The sequence below is a fragment of the Anaerosporobacter sp. genome, assembly GCF_965301125.1.
This window is the reverse complement of record NZ_CBDLAM010000049.1, coordinates 1-22,099: the sequence shown is the minus strand read 5'-3', so window position 1 is coordinate 22,099 and position 22,099 is coordinate 1. Positions and strand designations below refer to the sequence as shown.

General features: G+C 34.4%; 21 protein-coding genes. 8 read left to right on the top strand and 13 right to left on the bottom strand.

What is annotated here, in order from left to right; translation table 11 throughout:
- A partial coding sequence (locus ACW2QF_RS07565) for a DUF4317 domain-containing protein (protein ID WP_455715390.1) occupies positions 1–1,027 on the top strand: 1,027 nt, incomplete at its 5' end.
- A gap of 65 nt (positions 1,028–1,092) precedes the next feature.
- On the opposite strand, the gene ACW2QF_RS07560 is transcribed toward ACW2QF_RS07565, so the two are convergent.
- From ACW2QF_RS07560 to ACW2QF_RS07525, 8 genes are all read right to left on the bottom strand, one after another.
- A complete protein-coding gene (locus ACW2QF_RS07560; RefSeq protein ID WP_455715389.1) occupies positions 1,093–1,956 on the bottom strand; it encodes a cysteine ABC transporter substrate-binding protein in 864 nt (287 codons plus the stop codon).
- Between the two features lie 11 nt (positions 1,957–1,967).
- Entirely contained in the window at positions 1,968–2,744 is a 777-nt protein-coding gene (locus ACW2QF_RS07555) for an amino acid ABC transporter ATP-binding protein (RefSeq protein ID WP_455715388.1), read from the bottom strand.
- Between the two features lie 13 nt (positions 2,745–2,757).
- The gene (locus tag ACW2QF_RS07550) at positions 2,758–3,435 is read right to left on the bottom strand and encodes an amino acid ABC transporter permease (protein ID WP_455715387.1); all 678 of its coding nucleotides are present in this window, start codon (positions 3,433–3,435) and stop codon (positions 2,758–2,760) included.
- Complete coding sequence (locus ACW2QF_RS07545) at positions 3,416–4,075, bottom strand: amino acid ABC transporter permease (RefSeq protein ID WP_455715386.1); 660 nt, start codon at positions 4,073–4,075, stop codon at positions 3,416–3,418. The genes ACW2QF_RS07550 and ACW2QF_RS07545 overlap by 20 nt, the downstream gene beginning before the upstream one ends.
- A 274-nt stretch (positions 4,076–4,349) precedes the next feature.
- Positions 4,350–4,916 carry an HD domain-containing protein gene (locus ACW2QF_RS07540; protein WP_455715385.1) on the bottom strand — a complete coding sequence of 189 codons (567 nt, stop codon included), beginning with the start codon at positions 4,914–4,916 and terminating at the stop codon, positions 4,350–4,352.
- Positions 4,917–4,941: 25 nt separating this feature from the next.
- Positions 4,942–5,697 (bottom strand): exodeoxyribonuclease III, encoded by a 756-nt coding sequence (locus tag ACW2QF_RS07535; RefSeq protein WP_455715384.1) that lies wholly within the window; start codon positions 5,695–5,697, stop codon positions 4,942–4,944.
- 103 nt (positions 5,698–5,800) lie between these two features.
- Positions 5,801–6,436, bottom strand: a complete 636-nt coding sequence (gene nth, locus ACW2QF_RS07530) for an endonuclease III (protein ID WP_455715383.1) — start codon at positions 6,434–6,436, stop codon at positions 5,801–5,803.
- 106 nt (positions 6,437–6,542) lie between these two features.
- Complete coding sequence (locus ACW2QF_RS07525; RefSeq protein ID WP_455715382.1) at positions 6,543–7,088, bottom strand: TetR/AcrR family transcriptional regulator; 546 nt, start codon at positions 7,086–7,088, stop codon at positions 6,543–6,545.
- Positions 7,089–7,248: 160 nt separating this feature from the next.
- Here ACW2QF_RS07525 and ACW2QF_RS07520 point away from each other — a divergent pair, with 160 nt between their 5' ends.
- On the top strand, positions 7,249–8,097 hold the full coding sequence (locus ACW2QF_RS07520) for a DegV family protein (protein WP_455715381.1): 849 nt from the start codon (positions 7,249–7,251) through the stop codon (positions 8,095–8,097).
- Positions 8,098–8,423: 326 nt separating this feature from the next.
- Here the strand turns inward: ACW2QF_RS07520 and ACW2QF_RS07515 are convergent, their stop codons facing one another.
- Together ACW2QF_RS07515 and ACW2QF_RS07510 are read right to left on the bottom strand one after the other, a co-directional pair.
- Positions 8,424–10,052: an ABC transporter ATP-binding protein gene (locus tag ACW2QF_RS07515; RefSeq protein ID WP_455715380.1), complete on the bottom strand. Its 1,629-nt coding sequence runs from the start codon at positions 10,050–10,052 to the stop codon at positions 8,424–8,426.
- Complete coding sequence (locus ACW2QF_RS07510) at positions 10,046–11,713, bottom strand: ABC transporter ATP-binding protein (protein ID WP_455715379.1); 1,668 nt, start codon at positions 11,711–11,713, stop codon at positions 10,046–10,048. The genes ACW2QF_RS07515 and ACW2QF_RS07510 overlap by 7 nt, the downstream gene beginning before the upstream one ends.
- A 556-nt stretch (positions 11,714–12,269) precedes the next feature.
- Between ACW2QF_RS07510 and ACW2QF_RS07505 the strand changes: the two genes are divergently transcribed.
- From ACW2QF_RS07505 to ACW2QF_RS07490, 4 genes are read left to right on the top strand one after another with little or no spacing between them, the layout of a single operon-like run.
- A complete protein-coding gene (locus tag ACW2QF_RS07505) occupies positions 12,270–12,836 on the top strand; it encodes a hypothetical protein (protein ID WP_455715378.1) in 567 nt (188 codons plus the stop codon).
- A gap of 17 nt (positions 12,837–12,853) precedes the next feature.
- Positions 12,854–13,183, top strand: coding sequence for a hypothetical protein (locus ACW2QF_RS07500; RefSeq protein WP_455715377.1), 330 nt, complete (start codon positions 12,854–12,856; stop codon positions 13,181–13,183).
- Positions 13,184–13,225: 42 nt separating this feature from the next.
- Positions 13,226–13,468 (top strand): hypothetical protein, encoded by a 243-nt coding sequence (locus ACW2QF_RS07495; protein ID WP_455715376.1) that lies wholly within the window; start codon positions 13,226–13,228, stop codon positions 13,466–13,468.
- A 10-nt stretch (positions 13,469–13,478) separates the two neighbouring features.
- Positions 13,479–17,114, top strand: a complete 3,636-nt coding sequence (locus ACW2QF_RS07490; RefSeq protein WP_455715375.1) for a copper oxidase — start codon at positions 13,479–13,481, stop codon at positions 17,112–17,114.
- Positions 17,115–17,224: 110 nt separating this feature from the next.
- Here ACW2QF_RS07490 and ACW2QF_RS07485 read toward each other — a convergent pair whose 3' ends face one another.
- Together ACW2QF_RS07485 and ACW2QF_RS07480 are read right to left on the bottom strand one after the other, a co-directional pair.
- Positions 17,225–18,001: a class I SAM-dependent methyltransferase gene (locus ACW2QF_RS07485; protein WP_455715374.1), complete on the bottom strand. Its 777-nt coding sequence runs from the start codon at positions 17,999–18,001 to the stop codon at positions 17,225–17,227.
- Positions 18,002–18,149: 148 nt separating this feature from the next.
- A complete protein-coding gene (locus ACW2QF_RS07480; RefSeq protein ID WP_455715373.1) occupies positions 18,150–18,608 on the bottom strand; it encodes an isopentenyl-diphosphate Delta-isomerase in 459 nt (152 codons plus the stop codon).
- A gap of 345 nt (positions 18,609–18,953) precedes the next feature.
- Here ACW2QF_RS07480 and ACW2QF_RS07475 point away from each other — a divergent pair, with 345 nt between their 5' ends.
- Positions 18,954–19,577 carry a superoxide dismutase gene (locus tag ACW2QF_RS07475; protein WP_455715372.1) on the top strand — a complete coding sequence of 208 codons (624 nt, stop codon included), beginning with the start codon at positions 18,954–18,956 and terminating at the stop codon, positions 19,575–19,577.
- 285 nt (positions 19,578–19,862) lie between these two features.
- A complete protein-coding gene (locus tag ACW2QF_RS07470; protein WP_455715371.1) occupies positions 19,863–20,012 on the top strand; it encodes a hypothetical protein in 150 nt (49 codons plus the stop codon).
- On the opposite strand, the gene ACW2QF_RS07465 is transcribed toward ACW2QF_RS07470, so the two are convergent.
- On the bottom strand, positions 20,009–21,892 hold the full coding sequence (locus ACW2QF_RS07465) for a helix-turn-helix domain-containing protein (RefSeq protein WP_455715370.1): 1,884 nt from the start codon (positions 21,890–21,892) through the stop codon (positions 20,009–20,011). The two genes, ACW2QF_RS07470 and ACW2QF_RS07465, sit on opposite strands and share 4 nt — an antisense overlap.
- Positions 21,893–22,099: the final 207 nt, after the last annotated feature.

Here is a 22,099-nt window from a genome sequence, read left to right as displayed (position 1 = left end):
TAACATACTTCAGCTAGAATTCCCTCTTGATGAAGAAAAAGCAGGAGGAAAACAACAATTCCTTATGGGGCTAAAAGAAAGTAGATTAAAAAACGAAGGTTTATTAGATTCCTTCTATCAATTAATTATCGACAATTATGATTATGCTGGTAATTATCTAATCTTGGTATATCATGATGCTTACGATGTTATGACGAAAACCAGTGATAACAATAAATTAGATGAATCCGAAGAAGTATATGAATATCTATTATGTGCCGTATGTCCAGTTACATTAACAAAGGCTGGGCTTGGCTACTTAGAAATTGAGAATCGTATTGGTCCACGTAATCGTGACTGGGTTGTGAACGCTCCTGACACGGGATTTGTATTCCCAGCATTCTCAAACCGTAGCTCTGATATTCATTCTGTTATGTACTATACAAAGGATGCGAAAGAGCCACATAAAGAGTTCATGGAATTCGTATTGGGCTGCCCTCCCAAAGAAACAGCAACTGAACAAAAGCATGCATTCCAGAATATTATAAGCAAAGCAATCCCGGATGAAGAAAAGAGTAATTTTGTTTTCATGGAGATTCAAGATTCTCTTAGTCAATTAAAGGAAGAGCAAGCACTTTACAAAGATATTAAAAAGGATCCTGTGATCCTTACTCCGGATTCTATCCATGAAGTGATTGAATCCTGTGATTTACCCGAAGAGATATCTAAGAAAATCAAGAACTCTTATGGGGAGAAATTTGGCGATACTCCTCCAGTTGTAGATCACCTATTAGATAGCAAAGTGCTGGCCGCTAGCGCACAAGTCAAGAAGGAAAAGGCACTAGTAGAAAAGGTTCAACAATTACAAGAGAAATTAGAAGAAGTTACTACCTCTGAGGTAAATGAAGCCGATTGCGACGTAATCGTTCGTGTTAAACCAGAGAAGGTACAAGAAATTACATCCGAGTTTATTAATGGCAGAAAGTGTATCATTATACCAATGGATGAAGATGAACACGTAGATTTAAATGGAATCACCTCATTTTAAATAAAGAAAAAGTATGTCATAAGACATGTAATACCACTGTCCTATGACATACTTTTCCTTATATATTATTCTATAACGCCGCCTTCAACTACTAGACTCTCTGGATCTGCTGCGTCACCATATACTGGTGCTAATGTTTTTTCATAAGCTTTATGGAAGAACTGTTCCTCTGCTAAGTCACGAATCTCATCATTTATCCATTCAAGAAGTTCTGTATTTCCCTTTTGCACTGCTGCTGCAATTGTATCTTGATTTCCAAGGGAATCAACACCAACAGAGAAACCTTTATTCTCTAGTGCCCAAGCAAGTACTTCTGTATTATCAGTTGATAATGCCTCTCCTCTTCCATCTAACAATGCATTATAGGCTTCACTATATTGGTCAAATTTAAGAAGTTTAACATCTGGATAATTTTCTGTGAAATATGTTTCTGCTGTTGTACCTTTACTTACAATCAATGTCTTTCCATTCAATTCCTCAGGGTCCGTAATTAATGCACTGTCTGGTGAAACAATTCCAAGTGCTACTTTCATATAAGGTAATGCAAAATCAACTTGTTCTGAACGTTCCTCATTTACAGTGAAATTAGCAAGTATGATATCAACTTTTGCAGAACGTAAGTATTCCACACGGCTTGCAGCTTCTACTGGAACATACTTCACTTTAACTCCTAGATCCTCAGCAATACGATTTCCAAAATAAACATCATATCCTTGATACTTACCATTCTCATCAACATAACCAAATGGTTTCTTATCAGAGAATACTCCAATTACTACTTCATCACTGTCCTTAATCTCTTGTAGGGTTCTTGCCTTTGAGCCTTTATCTTCATTAGAAGATTTTTTCCCACAAGCAGTTAATGCCATTGCCAATACTAATACTAACGATGTTACTAAAATGATCTTTTTCTGAAATTTCTTACTCATAATAATCCCTCCTATTTTGTTTCATTGTTATGTACATTCTCAAAAGAAAACACATCTAAAAATTTACGTGCACGTTCTGTCTTTGGATTAGTAAAGAAAGTCTCTGGATCCGACTCTTCTACTATTACTCCTTCATCTAAGAATATGACTCTATCTGCAATTGCTCTGGCAAATGACATCTCATGCGTTACGATTAACATGGTAGTTCCTTGCTTTGCAAGTTCTAACATTACATCTAATACTTCTCTTACCATCTCTGGATCAAGTGCTGCAGTAACTTCATCAAATAGCATAATCTCAGGATGCATACAAAGGGCTCTTACTATAGCAACTCTCTGCTTTTGTCCTCCAGAAAGCTGTCTTGGATATGCATTAGCCTTATCTAATAACCCAACACGTTCCAGTAACTTCTTTGCTTCCTCACGCACTTCTTCTTTTTTTCGTTTCTGTGCTTTAATGGGGCCTAAAGTAATATTATCAATAATATTCATATGTGGAAACAAATCATAGCTTTGGAATACCATACCAATCTTTTGTCGAATCGCATACATCTTTTGTTTGCTTTCGAGAATATTTTCTCCATTTAATAGGATTTCTCCATTTTGTATGCTTTCTAAACCATTAATACAGCGAAGTAACGTACTCTTTCCACAGCCAGAAGGTCCTAATATTACAATCACTTCACCCTTCTTTACATCAAATGATAGGCCATTTAGTATATTGCTTTGATCAAATCTTTTTTCTATATTCTTGATTTGCAGTGTAATTTCATCAATATTAGTATTCATGCATATCTCACCTCTAATCTTTCCATTGTTGTTCTAATCTACCAGCAATCTTCGAAAGTGGAAAACAGATAATAAAATACATAAAGAATATCGTTGCATAGATTACTATGGCTGCTCCTGGTGCTGTAAGCCTGGAAGCTTCGATAATCTGCTGCCCCACTTTAACAACTTCCACTACTCCAATTAAAACAATTAATGAAGTTGTTTTAATCATACGAGTCACAAGATTCATTGCCTGAGGTATCAATCTTCGAAAGGTTTGAGGTAAGATGATATTCATATAAAGCTGCCTCTCTGTTAATCCCAGTGCCCTACCACTTTCATATTGATGCACTGGTATAGATTCAAGCGCCCCTCTAACTAAATCCCCCATCTCAGCAGTTCCCCATATGGTAAATACTAATATAGCAGAAAGCTCACCGGAAAGGTTAATACCTAAGGTTCTAGAAAGGCCAAAATAAACTAGGAATAACAGCACTAACTGTGGCATGATACGAACAAATTCCAAATATATCTTTGTAACTACCTTGATTACCGGATTCTTATTCGTCATTATAAATCCTAAAAGTATTCCAAGAAGAATGGATAATAGAATCGATAGGAGTGAAACCCTAACCGTTACCCATAGACCTTCTAATAAACGAACGAAATTCCTACCTTGAAACAATACATCAATTGCCGATTGCCACACGTTTTAGCCTCCTTTCCACTATTGTGAATACGATAGAAATCGGAAGGAGTAATATCAAATATGCCACTACCAACAAGAATAATGCTTCATCTGTCTGGTAATATAATCCGATTAAATCTTTTGCTACATACATTAAATCAGCTAAAGCAACTACACTAAATACTGATGTTTCTTTAATTAAAAATATGATATTCGCTAGAAATGCTGGCATAGAAATCATAATAGCTTGTGGTAATAATATTGATTTAATTACTTGCCACCTTTTAAGTCCAAGGCATAGTCCTGCTTCCTCTTGTATCCTTGGTATTGCTTCTAGTCCACTACGAAATGCTTCCGACATGTAACTCCCACCAAGGAAAATAAGGCCTACAATGGCACACGCTTCAGAACTCATGATAATTCCTATCTTGGGTAACCCAAAGTATAAAAAGAATAACTGGATTAGTAATGGAGTATTTCTTGATAATTCTATATATCCACCTACAATCTTATGTATAATCGGAATCTTATAATATCGAATGATGCTACATATAAATCCAACAATAATTGCTCCTATAATCCCAATTACAGCTAAACGCAGTGTTAATTTAGCTGCTTCCACATAAAGCGGAATATATTCCTGAATAACTTCTATATCCATTAGGTACTTTCCCCCTTTATCTGCAAATCTAACGAATCCTTATACTAATCTATATGAAATATGTGATGTTTCAGCACTAAAGTTAATTTATATATTTCATATATATTATGTATGATTTGTATGATATATAATATATTCCCTTATTCAAGAAATGTCAACCATAATTTTATAAATTAGGTAAATTTTTCATTATATTCAATCAATTAATTTTTGATAAACAAAAAGAAACTGCCCACTATCTTAAGTGAAGCAGTTCCTCTTTGTTTATCATATTTTACTCTTTTGCTTTCTCGATTTTCGCTCTTGTTTGCTTATCGATCTCTGCTTTTAATTCTTGTAAATAAGGAGAAAACGCTACTTTATCCTTACCATACGTAAATTGTAATTCATATTCAAGAGGTAACCAGGTTGATATATCTGCTGAATTATGTTGCATAACCGCCTCTAAGTTGTCAAGCGCTTTATATAATTTAGCTTCCTCACTAGATAACTCTTTCATCTCTGTTAGCATAGTTTTGAAGTCATCTTGATATGGCTGAGGGAATGTATCTAGCCATTCCATTAGTTTTTGATCCTCGATTTCCTCATCTTCCTCTGTCTTGTCAAAGGCAGGAATATCTCCTGTTATGGCCTCTCCCAGATCATGAATAATACACATACGGATAACCTTATCCATATCTAATTCTTTGAATTCATCTCTTACCATAAGTGCCATAAAAGCAAGTCTCCAACTATGGTCTGCCACACTCTCATGTCGACCATTGGAAGTCCACGAATGTCTAGTATTACACTTTAGCTTCTCAGCTATCTCCATTATATCAAGAAATTTCTTCGTATTCACAGCGTGCTCCTATTCTTGTTGACAATTATAACTCAATATCTAATTCAACTGGACAATGGTCGGAACCAAGTATCTCAGTATGTATCTTTGCACCAGTAAGCTTGTCCTCCAAACTACTTGAAGTTAAGAAATAGTCAATACGCCAACCAGTATTCTTCTCTCTTGCTTTGAAGCGATAAGACCACCAAGAATAGATCCCTTCCATATCTGGATAAAAATAACGGAATGTATCCGTAAAACCAGTTTCTAATAAATCGCTAAATTTAGTTCTCTCTTCAATCGTAAATCCTGCATTCCTTTGGTTTGTCTTAGGGTTTTTCAAATCGATTTCTTTGTGTGCAACGTTCATATCACCACATACAATTACAGGTTTCGTCTCATCGAGTTTCTTAAGGTAATCTCTAAAAACATCTTCCCAATCCATACGATAGGATAGTCTAGCTAATTCATTTTGTGAATTTGGTGTATAAACTGTCACCATATAAAACTTATCAAACTCCAGCGTAATAACGCGCCCTTCTTTGTCATGATCTTCAATTCCCAGTCCATAAGATACACTTAATGGTTCTTGTTTTGTAAAAATAGCTGTTCCTGAATAGCCCTTTTTCAATGCATAATTCCAATATTGATGATAACCTTCTAGTTCTAAGTCTATCTGTCCAGCTTGCAATTTACTTTCTTGTATACAAAAGATATCTGCATCAACTTCTTTAAAAAAATCTAAGAATCCTTTTTGTACACACGCTCTGATTCCATTCACATTCCATGAGATTAATTTCATATTACATTCTCCTATATCTAAATCAAACTCTAATTTCAGTTAGTCACACCTATACAATAACACGATTCTTTGAAAAAGTAAATTACTGTACTTATTTCGATTCTTACTTCGATACACAATCTTTTTTCTCACACCATTCACTTAACAAACACTTCTCACAGTTACACTTCCTTGCAGTGCATACACTTCTACCATGATAAATTAATTGAAAATTGATACGATTCCAGTTTTCCTTAGGAAGTACTTGCATTAACTCTTTCTCAACTTGCACAGGATTATTTCCATTCGCCCAGCCAAGTCTTTTAGCGATTCTTAATACATGGGTATCTACCGTTACCCCAGGTATTCCATAAGCATCTGCTAAAAACAAAGTAGCTGATTTTCTTCCTACACCAGCCAACTTTACTAATTCTTCTATTGCCCTTGGTACCACGCTATTATATTCACTAATAATTTGGCCGCAACATTGTTTCATGTTCTTGGCTTTACTTTTGTATAACCCTATGGATTTAATATAGTCTTCAATCTCTTCTACTGGTGCTTCTGCCATTTGTTCTATAGAAGTAAATCTATCCCAAAGTTTTGGTAACACTTCATACACTTGTTTATCTGTACTCTGTGCGCTTAACATGATTGCAAGCAGTAGCTGCCAGTCTGCATGGTGTAAGAAACCTACCTTTGTAGTTCCATATTCTTGATCCAATGCCGATAATATATTTTGTATTGCTTCTTTTGTCATTTTATCCTCTCATATTTCTATATTAAAATTGATTATGTTTTCTCTTTCTAATCCTATTTTACTACAATATTGATATTATCGCTATCACTACTACACTGCAAAATCCTTAATCTTTATGTTCACCACTAGAAACTATCATTATCGCAATTTCCTCCGGTGTCTCTTGTACTCCTGATTCAATCCACTTCATATATATATTACATAAAGCACCTGCATAATAATATAACTCGTAACGGGTGTATTTCGACGTTGGTAATACATAGGTATCCATATAATCATTTAGAGCATTTATAATTACAGCATGCATATTCGCATGAATAAGTGTCAATATAAATGGACTATATTGTTTAAAGAATTCAAAACAATGGCAAATGTGTTCATAATCATGAAAGTTCCCAATATCTGATCGTGCCTTTGTCTCTTCCATATAATCATTTACTATCTCATACATATAATCAGATAAGACTTCCTGTTTGCTTTTATAGTATTTATAAAATGTCATTCTTGATACATTGGCGTTATTAACAACCTCTGTTATAGTTATTTTTTCAAATGATTTTTCTTCCATCAATTGTAATAAGGATTTAGCAATACACACCCTTATATACTGGTTCCGTGTGGTAAGATTGGTTCCTCTTTCAGACACTCTCATAATTTGTACGACCTTTCTCTCTATTAATTTACCATTGACCATAATATGTTTACATTTTAGCATCTTTTGTAAATTGTAACATATTATAGACTGTAGTACAATCTCATATAGTATTAAAAACTATATTACGATTATGATAAGATAGATTTTGGAGGTAATTATGAAATTTGGTATTGTTGTTGATTCAGGTTGTGATTTAATTAGTCTAAGAGCAGATGTCGCTGACAAAATAGATTTTACAAGGTCACCATTAAAACTTGATATCGGAGATAAAGTATTCATTGATTCCATCGATCTTAATATCGAAGAATTTATGAAAGAGATGTATTCATATAAAGGAAAAACAGGAAGTGCTGCTCCAAGTCCTGATGAATGGCTTAAAGCATACGAGAAATCTGAAAATGTATTTGTTATAACAATCACAGGAACCCTATCTGCTAGTTATTCTAGTGCTCAAATTGCTATGGAGCTTTTTAAAGATAAATATCCTAATAGAAACATATATCTTATTGATTCTAAATCAACTGGTCCCGAGATGTCACTTATTGTTCGAAAATTAACCGAATACATAACTAACGGTATGGATTTTGAAAGTATCTGTAAAAATATTGATGATTACTGTAAACATACAAATCTACTCTTTATTCTAGAATCACTTGATAATCTCGTTAAAAATGGTCGTATCAGTAGATTGAAAGCCAGTATGGCAGGTATACTTGGTATTAAAATCTTAGGGGTTGCTAGTGAAGAAGGAACGATAGATTTACTAAGTAAATGCCGCGGTAAATTGACGGTTTATGGCAAAGCTATTTCAGAAATGTTAGAGAGAAATTATCGTGGTGGTAGAGTTGTTATCGCACATTGTTTTGCCAAAGATGTAGCAAACTATGTAGAATCTAAAATTAGAGAAATACATCCAAACTGCGATATTGAAATAATGAAAACAAGTGGCTTATGTAGTTACTATGCAGAAAAAGGTGGCTTATTAATAGGGTTTGAATCAGAATAATTCTCATTTAATAATCCACTAATACTCATTTAATGGGACTGTCACACTAAGATGAACAAATGATAGAATCAGAATAAACAGTTGCTAAAAGGAAGTATAAATAAAGTTTTTAAATTAAAAGCAATGAAATGCAACGTTAAAAAACAATCCCGTGAAGGTGTGTGCCTATGGCGAATATAAAATGTTCGACATAGGCATTCAACTTCACGGGATTGTTTTTTTACCGGTGTGTAAATGCTTTTAATTTAAAAACTTTTCTCAAATCTACAATGCAACTGTTTGTTCTGATTCTATCGTTAGTAGCATTCATGTGACAGCCCATTAAATTACCCTTCTGTCACTGTTCCTTTCACATGGAATACCTTATCGTACTGAGATTTGGTATCCTTAAAGATAACATGACTAACATTAATTACAGTAATATTCTTCAGCTGAAGAATTGTTTGTTCAATCTCTTTCGCACGTTCCATATCCAGTGCCGCAAATGCCTCATCCATAAACAAGATACTTGCTTTTGCTAACATCGCTCTTGCTATAACGATACGGCTTCGTTCTCCACCAGAGATATTCTTGCCATTATCATAAATCATTGTGTTAAGTCCATCTGGAAGATTATCAACGAAGGAAGTTAATCCAGCCACTTTAATTGCTTCTTTCAATTCCTCATCTGAATACTCTTTATACAAAGTAAGGTTATTCTTTAATGTATCTTCAAAGATAAATACTTGCTGCTCTACATTGGCAATCAACGAGAAATAATCATCCTTCTTAACATCTGATAAAGGCTTATTGTCTATCAATAATTTTCCCTCTGTCGTATCATAGTATTTACGAAGTAATTTTAGTAAAGTAGATTTACCACCACCCGATGGCCCAATAATTAGATATTTACCATTCTTCTTAAGTTCCATATTCACATCATGAAGTGTCCTTGCTTTATCCTCTGCATCGTCATAAACAAACCCAACATCTCTTAATTCAATCTTATCATTAAATTCATGCAACGAAATGTTTTCTTCGTGTTCATTTTTATTTAATAAACTATCTTTGATCTTCTTGCCAAGATCCTTAGACGCAAATAATTTTGGTACTGCTTCACTCATCATCATAAGAGGCCATGCAATTCGTTGAATTGCCTGTGAAACCGTTAATGCCCCTGCTGCTGTGATATTCCCTCTAATTGCTTGATATGTTAGAAAGCAAAGTCCAAGATAAATCATCAAAGAGAAGGAACCGTTTTGTAACGCATTAATAAATGTAAATATTTTTTCTATAATATATCCCTTTTGTTGAATCTCTGTACTCTTCTCATAATAATCATTTGTAACCTTATCCTTTAGATTATTGCTCTTTACAATATGGAATGCAGATAATACTTCCTTGATATAAGAAGTATATCCGTCAAAATGATCACTACGCTCTTTTACTTTCTTAGATACGGGTCTTGACAATAATATAGATACTACAGCCGTAATTAGAGTAATACCGACTGCAAAACCAATCATTCCTTCTCCTACTGTAGATAGAATCCAAATAGCAACACAGAAATTGGTAATACCATTGAATATTGTGAAGATTCCTTCAACAAAGTTGGTATCAAGAGTATTGCAATCATTTGTTAGTCTAGATATATAGATTGCAGTGTTTTCCTGTTGAAACTCAGATATATTCTTCTTAAATATACCACGAATATAATATCTCTTCATACTAAGGTTCGCATCTTTACGAAACCAAGATTTTGTTATGTTTCCTAACAAACCAATTGGTATTAACAAACATGCTTGTAATAAGAATCCTGGTATTTCTGCCTTTAGAGTCTCCATATCTCCCACAAGGGCATAATCCAAGAATCCCATCATCTTTACTAATACAATACCATCTAAGATTGTACCAACAGCAAGACAAATCAAAGCTATAATAAGTTGTGGAAATGGTCGTAGTACTCTCTTTAGCATGTAACCACCTCCCCGAAATAATCTATCGCACTACTTGTAAGTATTTCTCCATTCTTGATTTCTAAAACATAATCATATTGCTCCGATATCCCTTCGTAGTACCTATGACTTATTGCAACTACTGTCTGTGGAAGGGCTAGGAATACCTTTTCTATCTCTCTTCCAAGCTCTTCATTCAAACTAGAAGTTCCTTCATCAATGAACAAAATCTCTGCATCTTTGGCAATAGCTCTTGCAATAGAGATTCTTTGTCTTTGCCCTCCTGAGAGGTTTTTCCCATTTTCTTTTAAAACCTGGTCTAATCCATTTTCTTGACTTGCTACTAATTCTGACAAATCACATGCCTCTACTGCTGAATGAATCAGGTCATCAGGAATCTCCTTATATAAGGAGATATTATTCCGAATGGTATCTTCAAATAAGAATACATTTTGATAGATGAACGATACTTTAGCATGAAAAGAACCTTCTTTTATATTCTTATAATCTACTCCATCTGCTAGAATCTGTCCCTCATAGTCATCATAGGTCATCGCAAGTAAGTTCATTAACGTAGATTTACCAGCGCCGCTAACTCCTTTAATTAGATACTTCTTACCTTTTTCTATAACGAAGTTAGCATTCTTTAGAATTTCTTTGTCACCATAACTAAATGACACATCTTTTACTTCAATTTCATGATTGATTGTGAAGTTTTCTGCCTTTTCAGAATCTGTAAATTCATCTACACCATCACTATCTTCTTCATCATCCTTCGTTATCTTTTCATAAATCATCGAAGAAGCCTTTATCTTATTCCATAGTGGAAACGCTTCAATCAAGTTAAATGACATCGTAGTTCCTAGCTGAAATACAATAGCTGCATTTGTTAATGTTATTCCTTTATCAAAATTAAGACATAGATACAACATCAAAAAACAAGAAATAACATAGCCAATTATATTAATTAAGTTCTTTTGACACTCTGCAAAAACATTAAAGATATATTTTCTTAATTCTAATTTATGAAGACCATCTAAACTCTTCTGTAAGAACTTATCATCAATGCGATTTAATTTCAAGATTTCAATTCCTTGAAAAGTGTTATTGATATTCGTAGTAAATGTTTCATTTTGCTTTGATACTTCTTCTTGTAAAGTTACTGTTTTCTTAGAGAAGAAATAAGATATTACATACAATATCGCAGAAGCAACCACCATATATCCTGCCAAAACAGGATCTAAAAATAGTAACACAATGAAACTTATAATAAACATTCCCGTATTAATTAAGAAATTTAATAAACTTACAAAAAAACTCTCTTCAAATGTGTTAATATCATTAATCAAATTAGATAAGTACACATCTTTTGATTTTCTATTAAACTGCTTAAACGACATTCTCATAATTTTATCGAATGCCTGTTTTCTTACTTCAAGTATGATATTTCTCATAAAACCAATACGAAGCATCCTTGAAATTATAAAACTAATTGAACTATACAATCCTGCGAAGATTGCAATCCCAATAATCCTATTCATATCAGCATCTGCACCTTGCTCAATAGCTCCTAAAATAACCGAAAATATTACAATCTGTACATAACGATCTACAATAAACATAAACGAAGCAAACAGATACTGTATAAACTTCCCTCTTTTGTTCCACAATAGCTCTTTCATCAATTTCCCCTCACTTTCAATTAGCCCAATGGAGCCTTCCGTCTAAATAGGTATTTTCTTCCTTTGGATATATTACCATATACTATTCTTCTATGCAATATAGTATTTATTAAAAGTGACAATTGTCATGTGAGTTTTTTATTTTATGGTTTATCTCGCTATTTACTTATAATTTAATTTCTACATGTTATTCTCTTATGTTATTTTCATACTTTTCCATAATATTCGACATATATTATCACACATTATCACATTTCGACATACACTATATTATGATTAGTATGAAAGACAAAACAGTAAAATCTAGAAAGGTTTGATCTTAATGGATAAGTATAAACAATTCAAATCCGGATTCCCTACGAAAATCCATTGGAAATACAAAAGCAGTTCAAAACATCACCACAGGCATTGTAGTTGTGATAATCCTAATTGCAAAGGAAAGTGTCGATGTAATTGCAAGGGACATTCACATGATACTTCCAGTTCTAGCAGTTCAAGTAGCTCTAGTACCTCTAGTACCTCTAGTAGCTCTAGTACCTCTAGCACTTCAAACAGTATGTGCAGTAGTGTTTTTGGCCCAATATGTGAACCAGAGGTTTGCGATATTCCACGTTTTCCACATACTCAAGATTTAGTTATTGGCAATGGAACCATATGTGGAGATCAAGAATGCAGCTGCGAAGAAGAAGAAACTTACCTTTATAAAAAAATCGATTATCAATATAGCGACCGCTGTTTAGATGATCCAGACCTCTGTGAACATGGTTGCTATGACGACTGTACCCAAAAATATCGATTCACGATTCATATCCGTAGGGAATTCACATCACATTTAGGTGAGTTTGTCCTTTACGATGGTTTAGGTAAATTTATTTTTCGATCTGAGAAACTGGAATGTTATCACGCACCAACCAAAGATACTATGGTAGCGATTTTCCATGTAGCTTTAGCTGATGGAGCTTCAAGAGAAATTACGATATACGCAAAGAATAATACTTGTGAATCTCCAGCAGCGCTATATGTATATTCTGCACCACTTTTTGATACCGAAATTAGAGTAGGCTCTGAGTTACTTCAAGGAGAACTTACTATATTTCCTGACAAGTTTGTTCAAGAACATTAATTATGGGGGCATGTAAAATGACAAATAATATTGATGAAACTAAATTCTTAACTACTACAAGTACACTTAAAAACCCTTTGCTTGCTGATATGTTATGCAAACATCTAGGTACCAACGTGATGCTTGTATTAAAAGCAAATCAACTTAATATCTTAAACCAAGTTTTTCGTCCTATATTCGTAGGAAAATTAAAGGAAGTAACGGATGAATACGCTCTGCTCGAAAAAGTGAATATTAAAATGAATCAGGCTCCAGAATTTATATTCCCTACTCCATTAATAATTCCTTTAAATCAAATTGCGTGGTATATGCCATTCGATCCAGACGTAAGAATTTCGCTTTATTAATTGGGAATTCGATTGAAACATTGGGAAGGAGCATGTTTTATTATGAGTAAAAGTATTGAAAAAAAATTATCAGATAGCATCGGTAAGAAAGTATTAGTTATGACAGAATATTACCCATTCTTTTTAGTAGGCACATTAGAAAAGGTTGAAAATGAAGAAATATGGGTAAATGCCAAATTTGGTGTGTCTGCAGCATTAAAAAATAACGTATTCCAAATTAGAATAGATGCTATATCAGCTTTATTTGCTGAAACCGAAAAAAATAAAATACCTGACACATGGTAGGTGATGTAGTATGATTAAACATTTTGACGTATCGGCTATACAAATTCCCATTGTATATAACAAATATGGGGATGTAGATCCAGATGGATTAATGTACGTATTAAAAGAAAATGAATCAAAGGTAAAGAAATTAGTTGACAAGTGCCCAGGTACATTCGTTAACCTCGTTCAGCCTTTGGTAATTCGTGTGAATCAGTTTGATATCCTTGAAATTGCCTTTACCAATAAACTCTGTTTTTCAACAGGGATAAATATAAAGGGACTTAATTGTGAAATACAGACTTCCGACGGTGCTTTTGTTGGACTTAATGAATCTTCATTAGCCGCACCTGAAGAGACGGTTATATATCGATGGGAAGCTACCACCCAAGGAGGATTCCAGTTATCCGATCTTGGAAATCCTTTAAGTAGTGAACTGGGAAGTAATATTCATGGCCTCTTTGGCGCCGTTATTGTGGAACCAATGGGAAGTACTTGGACAGATCCACATACAGGTAGGAAACTAAAAAGTGGAGTCTTTGCAGATATTCATCATCCATTCTTACCAGATTTTCGTGAGTATGTAACAATCTTCCACGATGAAGCACCCGTTAAAAACAGATGTTTAGAAACAGCATTTGATCCTATTTCTGGGACTGCTGCCATGACTCATTCCATCAATTATCGTTCTGAGCCACTACGAAATCGTCTGAACCTAATAGAGAAAGGAATTGTATGTCCTGAATGCATTGGTGAAGAAGTTCACCATGATTCCTGGGTATTCGGTGACCCACCTCCAACCATCCTTCCAAGAGGTTATGTTGGTGATCCAATCCATTGGTATGCCATTAGTGGTGGTATGAAGGAAACACATATCTTCCATCTACATTTGCAACAATGGAATAGTGACACTCAGGATCCAGGCTCTAATATAATCGATTCTATCCATCTAAGTCCTGGGCAAACAGCAGCTTTTCATGTATTATACGGTGCTGGTAGTATACAAAAGGCATATGGAGATGTAATCTATCACTGTCATTTATATCCTCATTTTGAAGAAGGTATGTGGGGATTACAAAGAATTCATAATGTACTAGAGGATGGAACAAGATTTTACCCTGATGGAACACCAATTACTAGATTAATACCTCTTCCAGACCGCCCTAGACCACCTAAACCAACAAAAGACAAACCTGGTTATCCGTTATTTATACCTGGTACGTTTGGAAACCGTGCTCCTGTACCTCCTATCGGTTGGGATAGACCGCTACCTATTACTAACTTAGAGAAGAATGCCCTAGCACCAAATGCTGAATTAGGTGCACTTTTCGTAAATGCGTGCCCTAAAGATGCACCAATTCGTAGGTATGACATAGTAGGAATTCAGCGTAAACTTATCTACAATGAGGAATGTTGGAATGATCCTGAAGGCCGTTTCTATGTACTCGAAAAAGATGAAAAAGATATCATGAATGGAACCAAACGGCCAGAACCGCTCTTTATTCACGCCAATGCTGGGGAATGTATTGAAGTTCATTTTACTAACAAATTCCCTGAACAATTAGGTCCGAATGCCTTTCAAAAACTAACAGAGACATTATTTGCTTCCACTCACGTGCACTTAGTGAAATTTGATGTCTTATCCTCCGATGGAGCCAATACAGGTTGGAATTACTTCACTGGGGCTAGTTTTGAACAAACAGTTGTATTTAGATGGTATGCTGATGTGGAATTACGAGCTTGTTTCTTTCACGATCATTTATTTGCTAACTCAGTTCAATTACATGGGCTTTTTGCTGCGCTCATCGTTGAGCCAGAAGGTTCTTGCTTCTTTGATAGTCATTCAGGATGTAAGGCTGAGGCAGGTAGCCAGATTGCTGTAGAGAATCCATTCCTACCAGATTTCAGAGAATTTAATCTTGCTGTAGCTGATTTCATTCCTGCTTTTGATCGGAAAGGTGACCCACTTAATCCACCTGAACAGGTAGGAGTCATGGACGATTTCGGTATCATGGCATTTAACTATGCAAGTGCTCCTCTTCAGTTCAGAAAGGGAGACCCTGCTTATGCTCTTAGCTCTTTTGTTCATGGAGATCCATGTACACCAATTTTTGAAGGTTATGTTGGAGATCCTGTAAGAGTCCGTCTAATAGATGGTTCCCACGAGGAATCCCATGCTATTAATTTTCACCGTTACTCTTGGAGAACACAAACTAAGATTATGAATTCAAGGCGTACGGAGGAAAATCACATTGGTATCTCTGAAGCATTTACTTTTGAATTCTCACTGGATGGTACCGAATGGGAAGATAAGAACAAAGACTTTGATGTGCTATATTATTCAGGAGGCCGAGACGATTTCTGGCTAGGAACCTGGGGTATTACTCGTGTTAGGGGAACAAGAATACCGGGACTATATACATTAAAGGATCGTAAAAAGCTACCAATCAGAACAGAACCATTGCCATGTAAAACTGGTGAACCTCCAGAGATGGCAATTTCCAAAAAACCAGATGTACCAGCAGGAGTAAGGACAAGAAAATTCCATATAGCTGCAATCCAATCAGATATTATCTACAATAAATTTGGTGACCATGATTCATTTGGAATGACCTATGTAGAATTCAAAGACGCTGAAAAGGTTTTATGTGGAGAGATGAATCCTAAACCACTCATCCTTACCATAAATGCCGGTGAACTATTAGAACTTAGGTTAACCAATCTATTACCGAATAATTTTGAAGTACCATTCTTCCCTGAAGTACCCGTACAAGATGAATGGCCAAATAGTTCAAGGGTTTCCATGCACTCACAAATGGCAGTGTACAATGTACTGAACTCTGATGGCGCAACCGTAGGTTTTAATCCAGACCAAACAATCGGAGTTGGAGACACATTCACGTACTATTGGTTTTATGAAGAAAGTGCACAACAAGCAATTTTAGTTGATTTTGCTGATACTATAAATCATCGTCACCATGGATTGTTTGGAGCTCTTAACCTGGCACCAGTTGGATCCACTACACTTACTAGTATAGATAAGAAAAAAGCCTGTACTGGAGATCAATTAACCATAAAGAACCCATTCCTACCTAGCTATAGACAGTTCTCCTTACTTGCTCATAATGGTATCTATCTTCTGAATAAAGACGGAAAGTTACTTCCAAAGATGTTCTTTGAACCACAATTAACTCCATTTGATTTTGATACAGAAGATCAAGGAATGAAAGGATTCAATCTAAGAAGCGAACCATTCTTTAATCGATTGAAAGCAAATGAACAGGTTAAAGAAGTATTTCGCTCAATACTAGAGAATAAGGATGACCCACTTACTCCCGTATTATTAGCCAAAGTGAATGATCCCTTAGTAATTAAATTATTCGTACCTGCTAGCCAATCTAGAACGATTCCACTCTTCGTCCACAATCAATTAAGTCATAATGAACCAACAAATATGGATTCTATCATTAATGGTGTATACGGCGCAGTTACAATTGGTGGAACACGTAATCTTCAAGTAATTAATCAAGATAATTGTATTAAAACTGAGCCAGGAGATTACTTGTATCAATCAACAAGTATTACGTGGGATATTGAACAAGGTATGTGGGGTATCATGCGACTTCTTCCAGAAGAAAGTGGCGAGATAATCTCAATTAAAAAATAATGAATGGGGCTGTTTCAAACAGCCCCATTCATTTGCATCAAAAACACTGCTAACCTAAGACAACGGTGCCAATTCCCATTTTGGCACCGTTTACTTATATCATTCATTCTCTATTCCTTACGCAAGATATCCAGGGTATGAGAACTTGCTCCTAATAACTCTGGTCTTTCACAGGTCGTTAAATGATACTGTATAAACAGATTGAATGTCTCCTCATCCATTCCATTCAATACAGATCTCATATAATTTGCTGGTCCGTCTGCAGCAATTAACTTGATTCGTTGTAAGCCAACTTCCTCATCTAACTTATTAATATCTTCGATTCTAACATAATCATACAGATCTTCTGGCTCTGATACTACATGAAAATCCTTAGTCAGTTTACCACTCTCTAAACATTCCTTGATATTGTCTCCCTTGAAACCATGGGTAATTACACTATACTCATTCATAATATAGGCAACTAAAATCGTCCCACCGACTTTAGTTACACGTTTCGCTTCCCTAAGTGCTTTTACCTTGTCTTCGTGTTTATATAGGTGATACATCGGTCCAAAAACCAATGTCATGTCAAAGGTATTATCTGTAAATCTTGATAAATCAAGTGCTGTACCTTGTATTGCTTTCACGGTACTTTTTTTGGATTTCAATATACCTAAATTATATCTTACAAGTTCAATTGCAGTAACATCAAATCCTTCGTTAGCTAGCTGTACCGAATACCTACCTGTCCCTGCTCCAACATCTAAAATCTTAGCATTTGGCATGTCCTTTAGATACTCATGGATATATTTCATGGATGTGATATATTCAACTTGTCCATGTCTTCTTGTTAATCTCTTATCTTCACAAAATTTATTATAATGTTTTTCTAATTCTATTGTCATCTCACTACATTTCTTTCTCTAATTTGTTATTTCTTGTTACAGTATATCTTATGGTATCATTATAAGTATACACTGCCTTTTATTAAGATACAATCTGAAATTATAGTGAGAAAATAAAGCCATCTATGTATTCTCCCAATTCTTATAGCTATAATCCTAAAATTCTATTTTTCTGCTTCCTTGATACTTTATCAAGTACATCTCTGTATATTTGTCTAAACCAGTATGAATAATTTTCTGGGTTATATCTTAGTTCATCTAACAACTCCAAGACATTCATCCACTTCCAAGACATAATCTCATCTTCATTCGGTTCAGGTGTTCCGTTGTAAAAACCAATATATACATGGTTAAATTCATATTCATAGCCCCCATTGCCTGAATACACTTGGTAACAAAATTCTGAAAGTTTATCTAGTTTACAATCAAATCCAAATTCATCCTCCAATCTTCTATGTACTGCTTTCTCTATTGGTTCATTTTCAAGAGGATAACTACAACAAGTATTGGCCCAAAGTCCACCTGATGGATACTGATTAATAGACTTTTGTTGCATTAATAACTTTCTGTTAGCATCAAATATAAAAATTGAAAATGAATCCTTCATTCTTTCACACCTTCCTAAACTTCTATAGTTTTTTTGTAAAAAATCCTTTTTCCAACATCATTATTATAAACTAGATGGCGAAAAGAAACCCATGACGTAGTATAAACAAATATGTTCACTAAACGTCATGGCGAATTTTGTAAGTAATTCCCATAAGATAATATCACTCTACGTATAGTATATAGGTATTTTTATCTATTTTTTAATAATAGTAATTATTATTAAAAATGTATTGTAATTATTTTCTTTGAGTGGTATAATGAAGAAAAGTTAGTGATAACTAACCAATAAGGAAACAATATTATAACTTAAATATATTTATTAGAATATTAGGAGGAATTTATTATGAGTAAAACTTATCCATTTCAATTAGAAGCATTACCATATGCTTATGACGCATTAGAACCTTATGTAGATGCACTTACTGTAGAAATTCATCATGATCGTCACGTACAGACTTATGTTGATAATCTAAATAAGGCACTAGAAGGAAGTAAAGACCATCAATCATGGTCATTAGAAGATCTTGTTACTAAAGTAAATGAATTACCAGATTCCATTAAGACTGCAGTTCGTAACAATGGTGGTGGTGTATATAACCATAATCTATACTTTGCTGGTTTGAAGGCTGGCGGAAGTGAACCAGAAGGTGAACTTAAAGATGCGATTGTTAAGAAGTTTGGTTCATTAGATGAATTTAAAGCTAGCTTTAAAGCAGCTGGCCTTGGACGTTTCGGTTCTGGCTGGGCTTGGTTAGCCGTAGATGCGAATAAAGAACTTGTAGTTGTATCTACACCAAATCAAGATACAGTACTAGCAGATGGTTTAAGTCCTGTATTAGCAATGGACGTATGGGAACATGCATACTACTTGAAGTATCAAAATAAGAGAGCTGATTACATCGATAACTTCTTCCAAGTTGTTGATTGGAATAAAGCAAACGATCTATATAAGAACGCTATTGCTTAAAGAATAGGTGGCTAATCGCCCTTACCTAAGATATAATAACAAAATATCTATTATCGCCAATCATTAGTGGTTGGCGATTTTTCTTGCATTATTTTCTACCTTCCTATAAATACTGTACTTTTTGATCATAAACTTCTTTTTCAAACATCAACTATTATATACACAATAGCGAAAAAAAAGCCATGACGCAGTATAATCAAATATGTTCACTAAACGTCATGGCGAATGCTGTAAAGTCATAGTATTATAAAGATACAATAAAAAACAATTTAGGAGGTATTCATTATGTTAAAAAAATTTAAAAATTCACTCGTTGTACTTTTTTTATTAGGAGCTATTGTTTTACCTCTCAGTCAGTCAAGTAGTTTTACTAGTTCCACCACTGATGGAACCGTGCAAATTTGTTGTCCAAAGGATCACCATGATGCTTTTTAATATTCTTTCTCGATATCAAGTTTATAGAGCTCATGATACTGCATCTTAATCCATTCGTAAATAATTTTATTTTCTAGTATTTTCCCTAGCAAGGAAGCTTGTTGAAATGTTTTTTTACAAGCTTCCTTGCTTTTATTAACGTAAACGGTACATTCGGCTTTTACAGTTAATAGACTAGCTAACGTAAATCCCTCTCCCGCTGATATACAATACCTGATTCCATCTTCACATGTTTTCAAGGATTCCACATAGTCACCAATTCGACACTGCTCATTTGCTAAATTATAACATGTAAGAACATAGCCTAACAGATTATCATATAAACTTACTGTATCCTTCTCATAATTATTCTTAACAATAGATAAAATTCTAATTTTTCCCTTTCTATCTCCAAGATCTCCTTTGGCATTACCAATGTTATTCCATATTACTGTCTCTGTTTGGGTTAATGGCCAACCTTCCAAATTATTAATTAATTCTTCTTCTGTTAGCTGAGATCTTAATTCTTTCTTTGTCCGTTGTGGAGTCTCATTAATAGGAGCAGTAATTCTAAGTGCTTCTATTAACTTCTCTATTAGTACTTCTTGGCTTATCTGTCCTCTACATGCATCTAATAAGGACCTACTTCTTAACAGATATTGTTCATTAACTGCTTCTGATCGATTCAGTTTTCTCTCTAACAATACAAGTGCTCTTTCTGCCCCCTCAAAATCCTCTTTTACCATACTTCTTCCAACATCTCTCCTTAATACATGGTGTTCATATTCATTGGATTTAATAAAAGGATAATAACGGATGCCTTCCCTCCCCATAGAAGTCATCAATTCTTCATAATGTCTATCAGTCGGCTTTCTTCCCCCTTCTATCCTTGACACAGTTAAAGGATCACATACTTCACTTAGATCTTCTTGTGTGATTCCAAGAATCTTACGAAGTGCTCGAATCTGATTACCAATAACATGTCCATGCGATATGGGTGCAGATATTAACACCTTCTCAATACCACCTTGTTCGCGATTTCCTCTAAGTTCTTCTAATACTTCTATCACTGACTTATAGAACGTCTTATTCTTTGCATACTTATTACTTTCCCCATTAAGTCCAAAGTTTAATTGTATGCTTAATAATTCCGCCAAATATGAAATCTTACAATTTTCAATAAGGATATTGATTGCCCGATCACATACATATAATTCCGCATATCTCTTTTCCTCCACTAGCTTTTCTGATAATAATAACGCAATTTGCGGATATAAGCGTACTAACTCTTCATCATCTAATACATTTTTCTCTAGGTACTCAATCAGATTGAATAATATGTTAATAGCTTCACTCCTTTTATCTTGTGCATACAAGCTTTCCGCCAGCAATGTAATTAACATGATCTCTTCATCATGTAAATGATACTCTAAAATCTCATCTGCTTTAAACCTAGTAAACGTTTTTTTAAGCCCTTTCTGTATTAATTCTATAACCTCTTCTGTATCCGTTCCTTCCGTTATTGCAAGAACAATCTTCACGACGCAGCTAAATTGCTCTAGTATAACATTTGGGCTTGTGCTAACTGATTCTTTTTCAAGCAATTTCAATAACTCCAACGCTATATCATACTTTTCACAAAATAATGATTCCAATATATCTCTATGTAATAATATGGCCTTATACTCAGCCACCGTATAGGATACACCAAATTTATTAATAGATAAACCTAACCGTTGAAACAGAGCATCCGTGAGTAATTTTTGTGGTGTATTCTTACCGCTTTCAATTCTTACTAAGGCTGCTCTATCACATATACCTCTACATAATTTGCTTTGACTTATTCCCTTTGACTCTCTCAAACCCTTAATTAAATTACCAATATAGTTTTTATCTTCCATAATAGTGTCCCCTTACGAATAATAAGCTGAGATTTCCGGTTATATTCCCTTTCACAATATACAATTTAATAGTATATTTTTACATTATTATAACTTTTATTCCTTATATTGTCTATTGTTTATTCATAAAATTAATTAAAAATGAACATAATGGTCAGTTGTAAAACGAGATGCATTTTTGTACGCCCAGAATCAATCTTTGTAAGT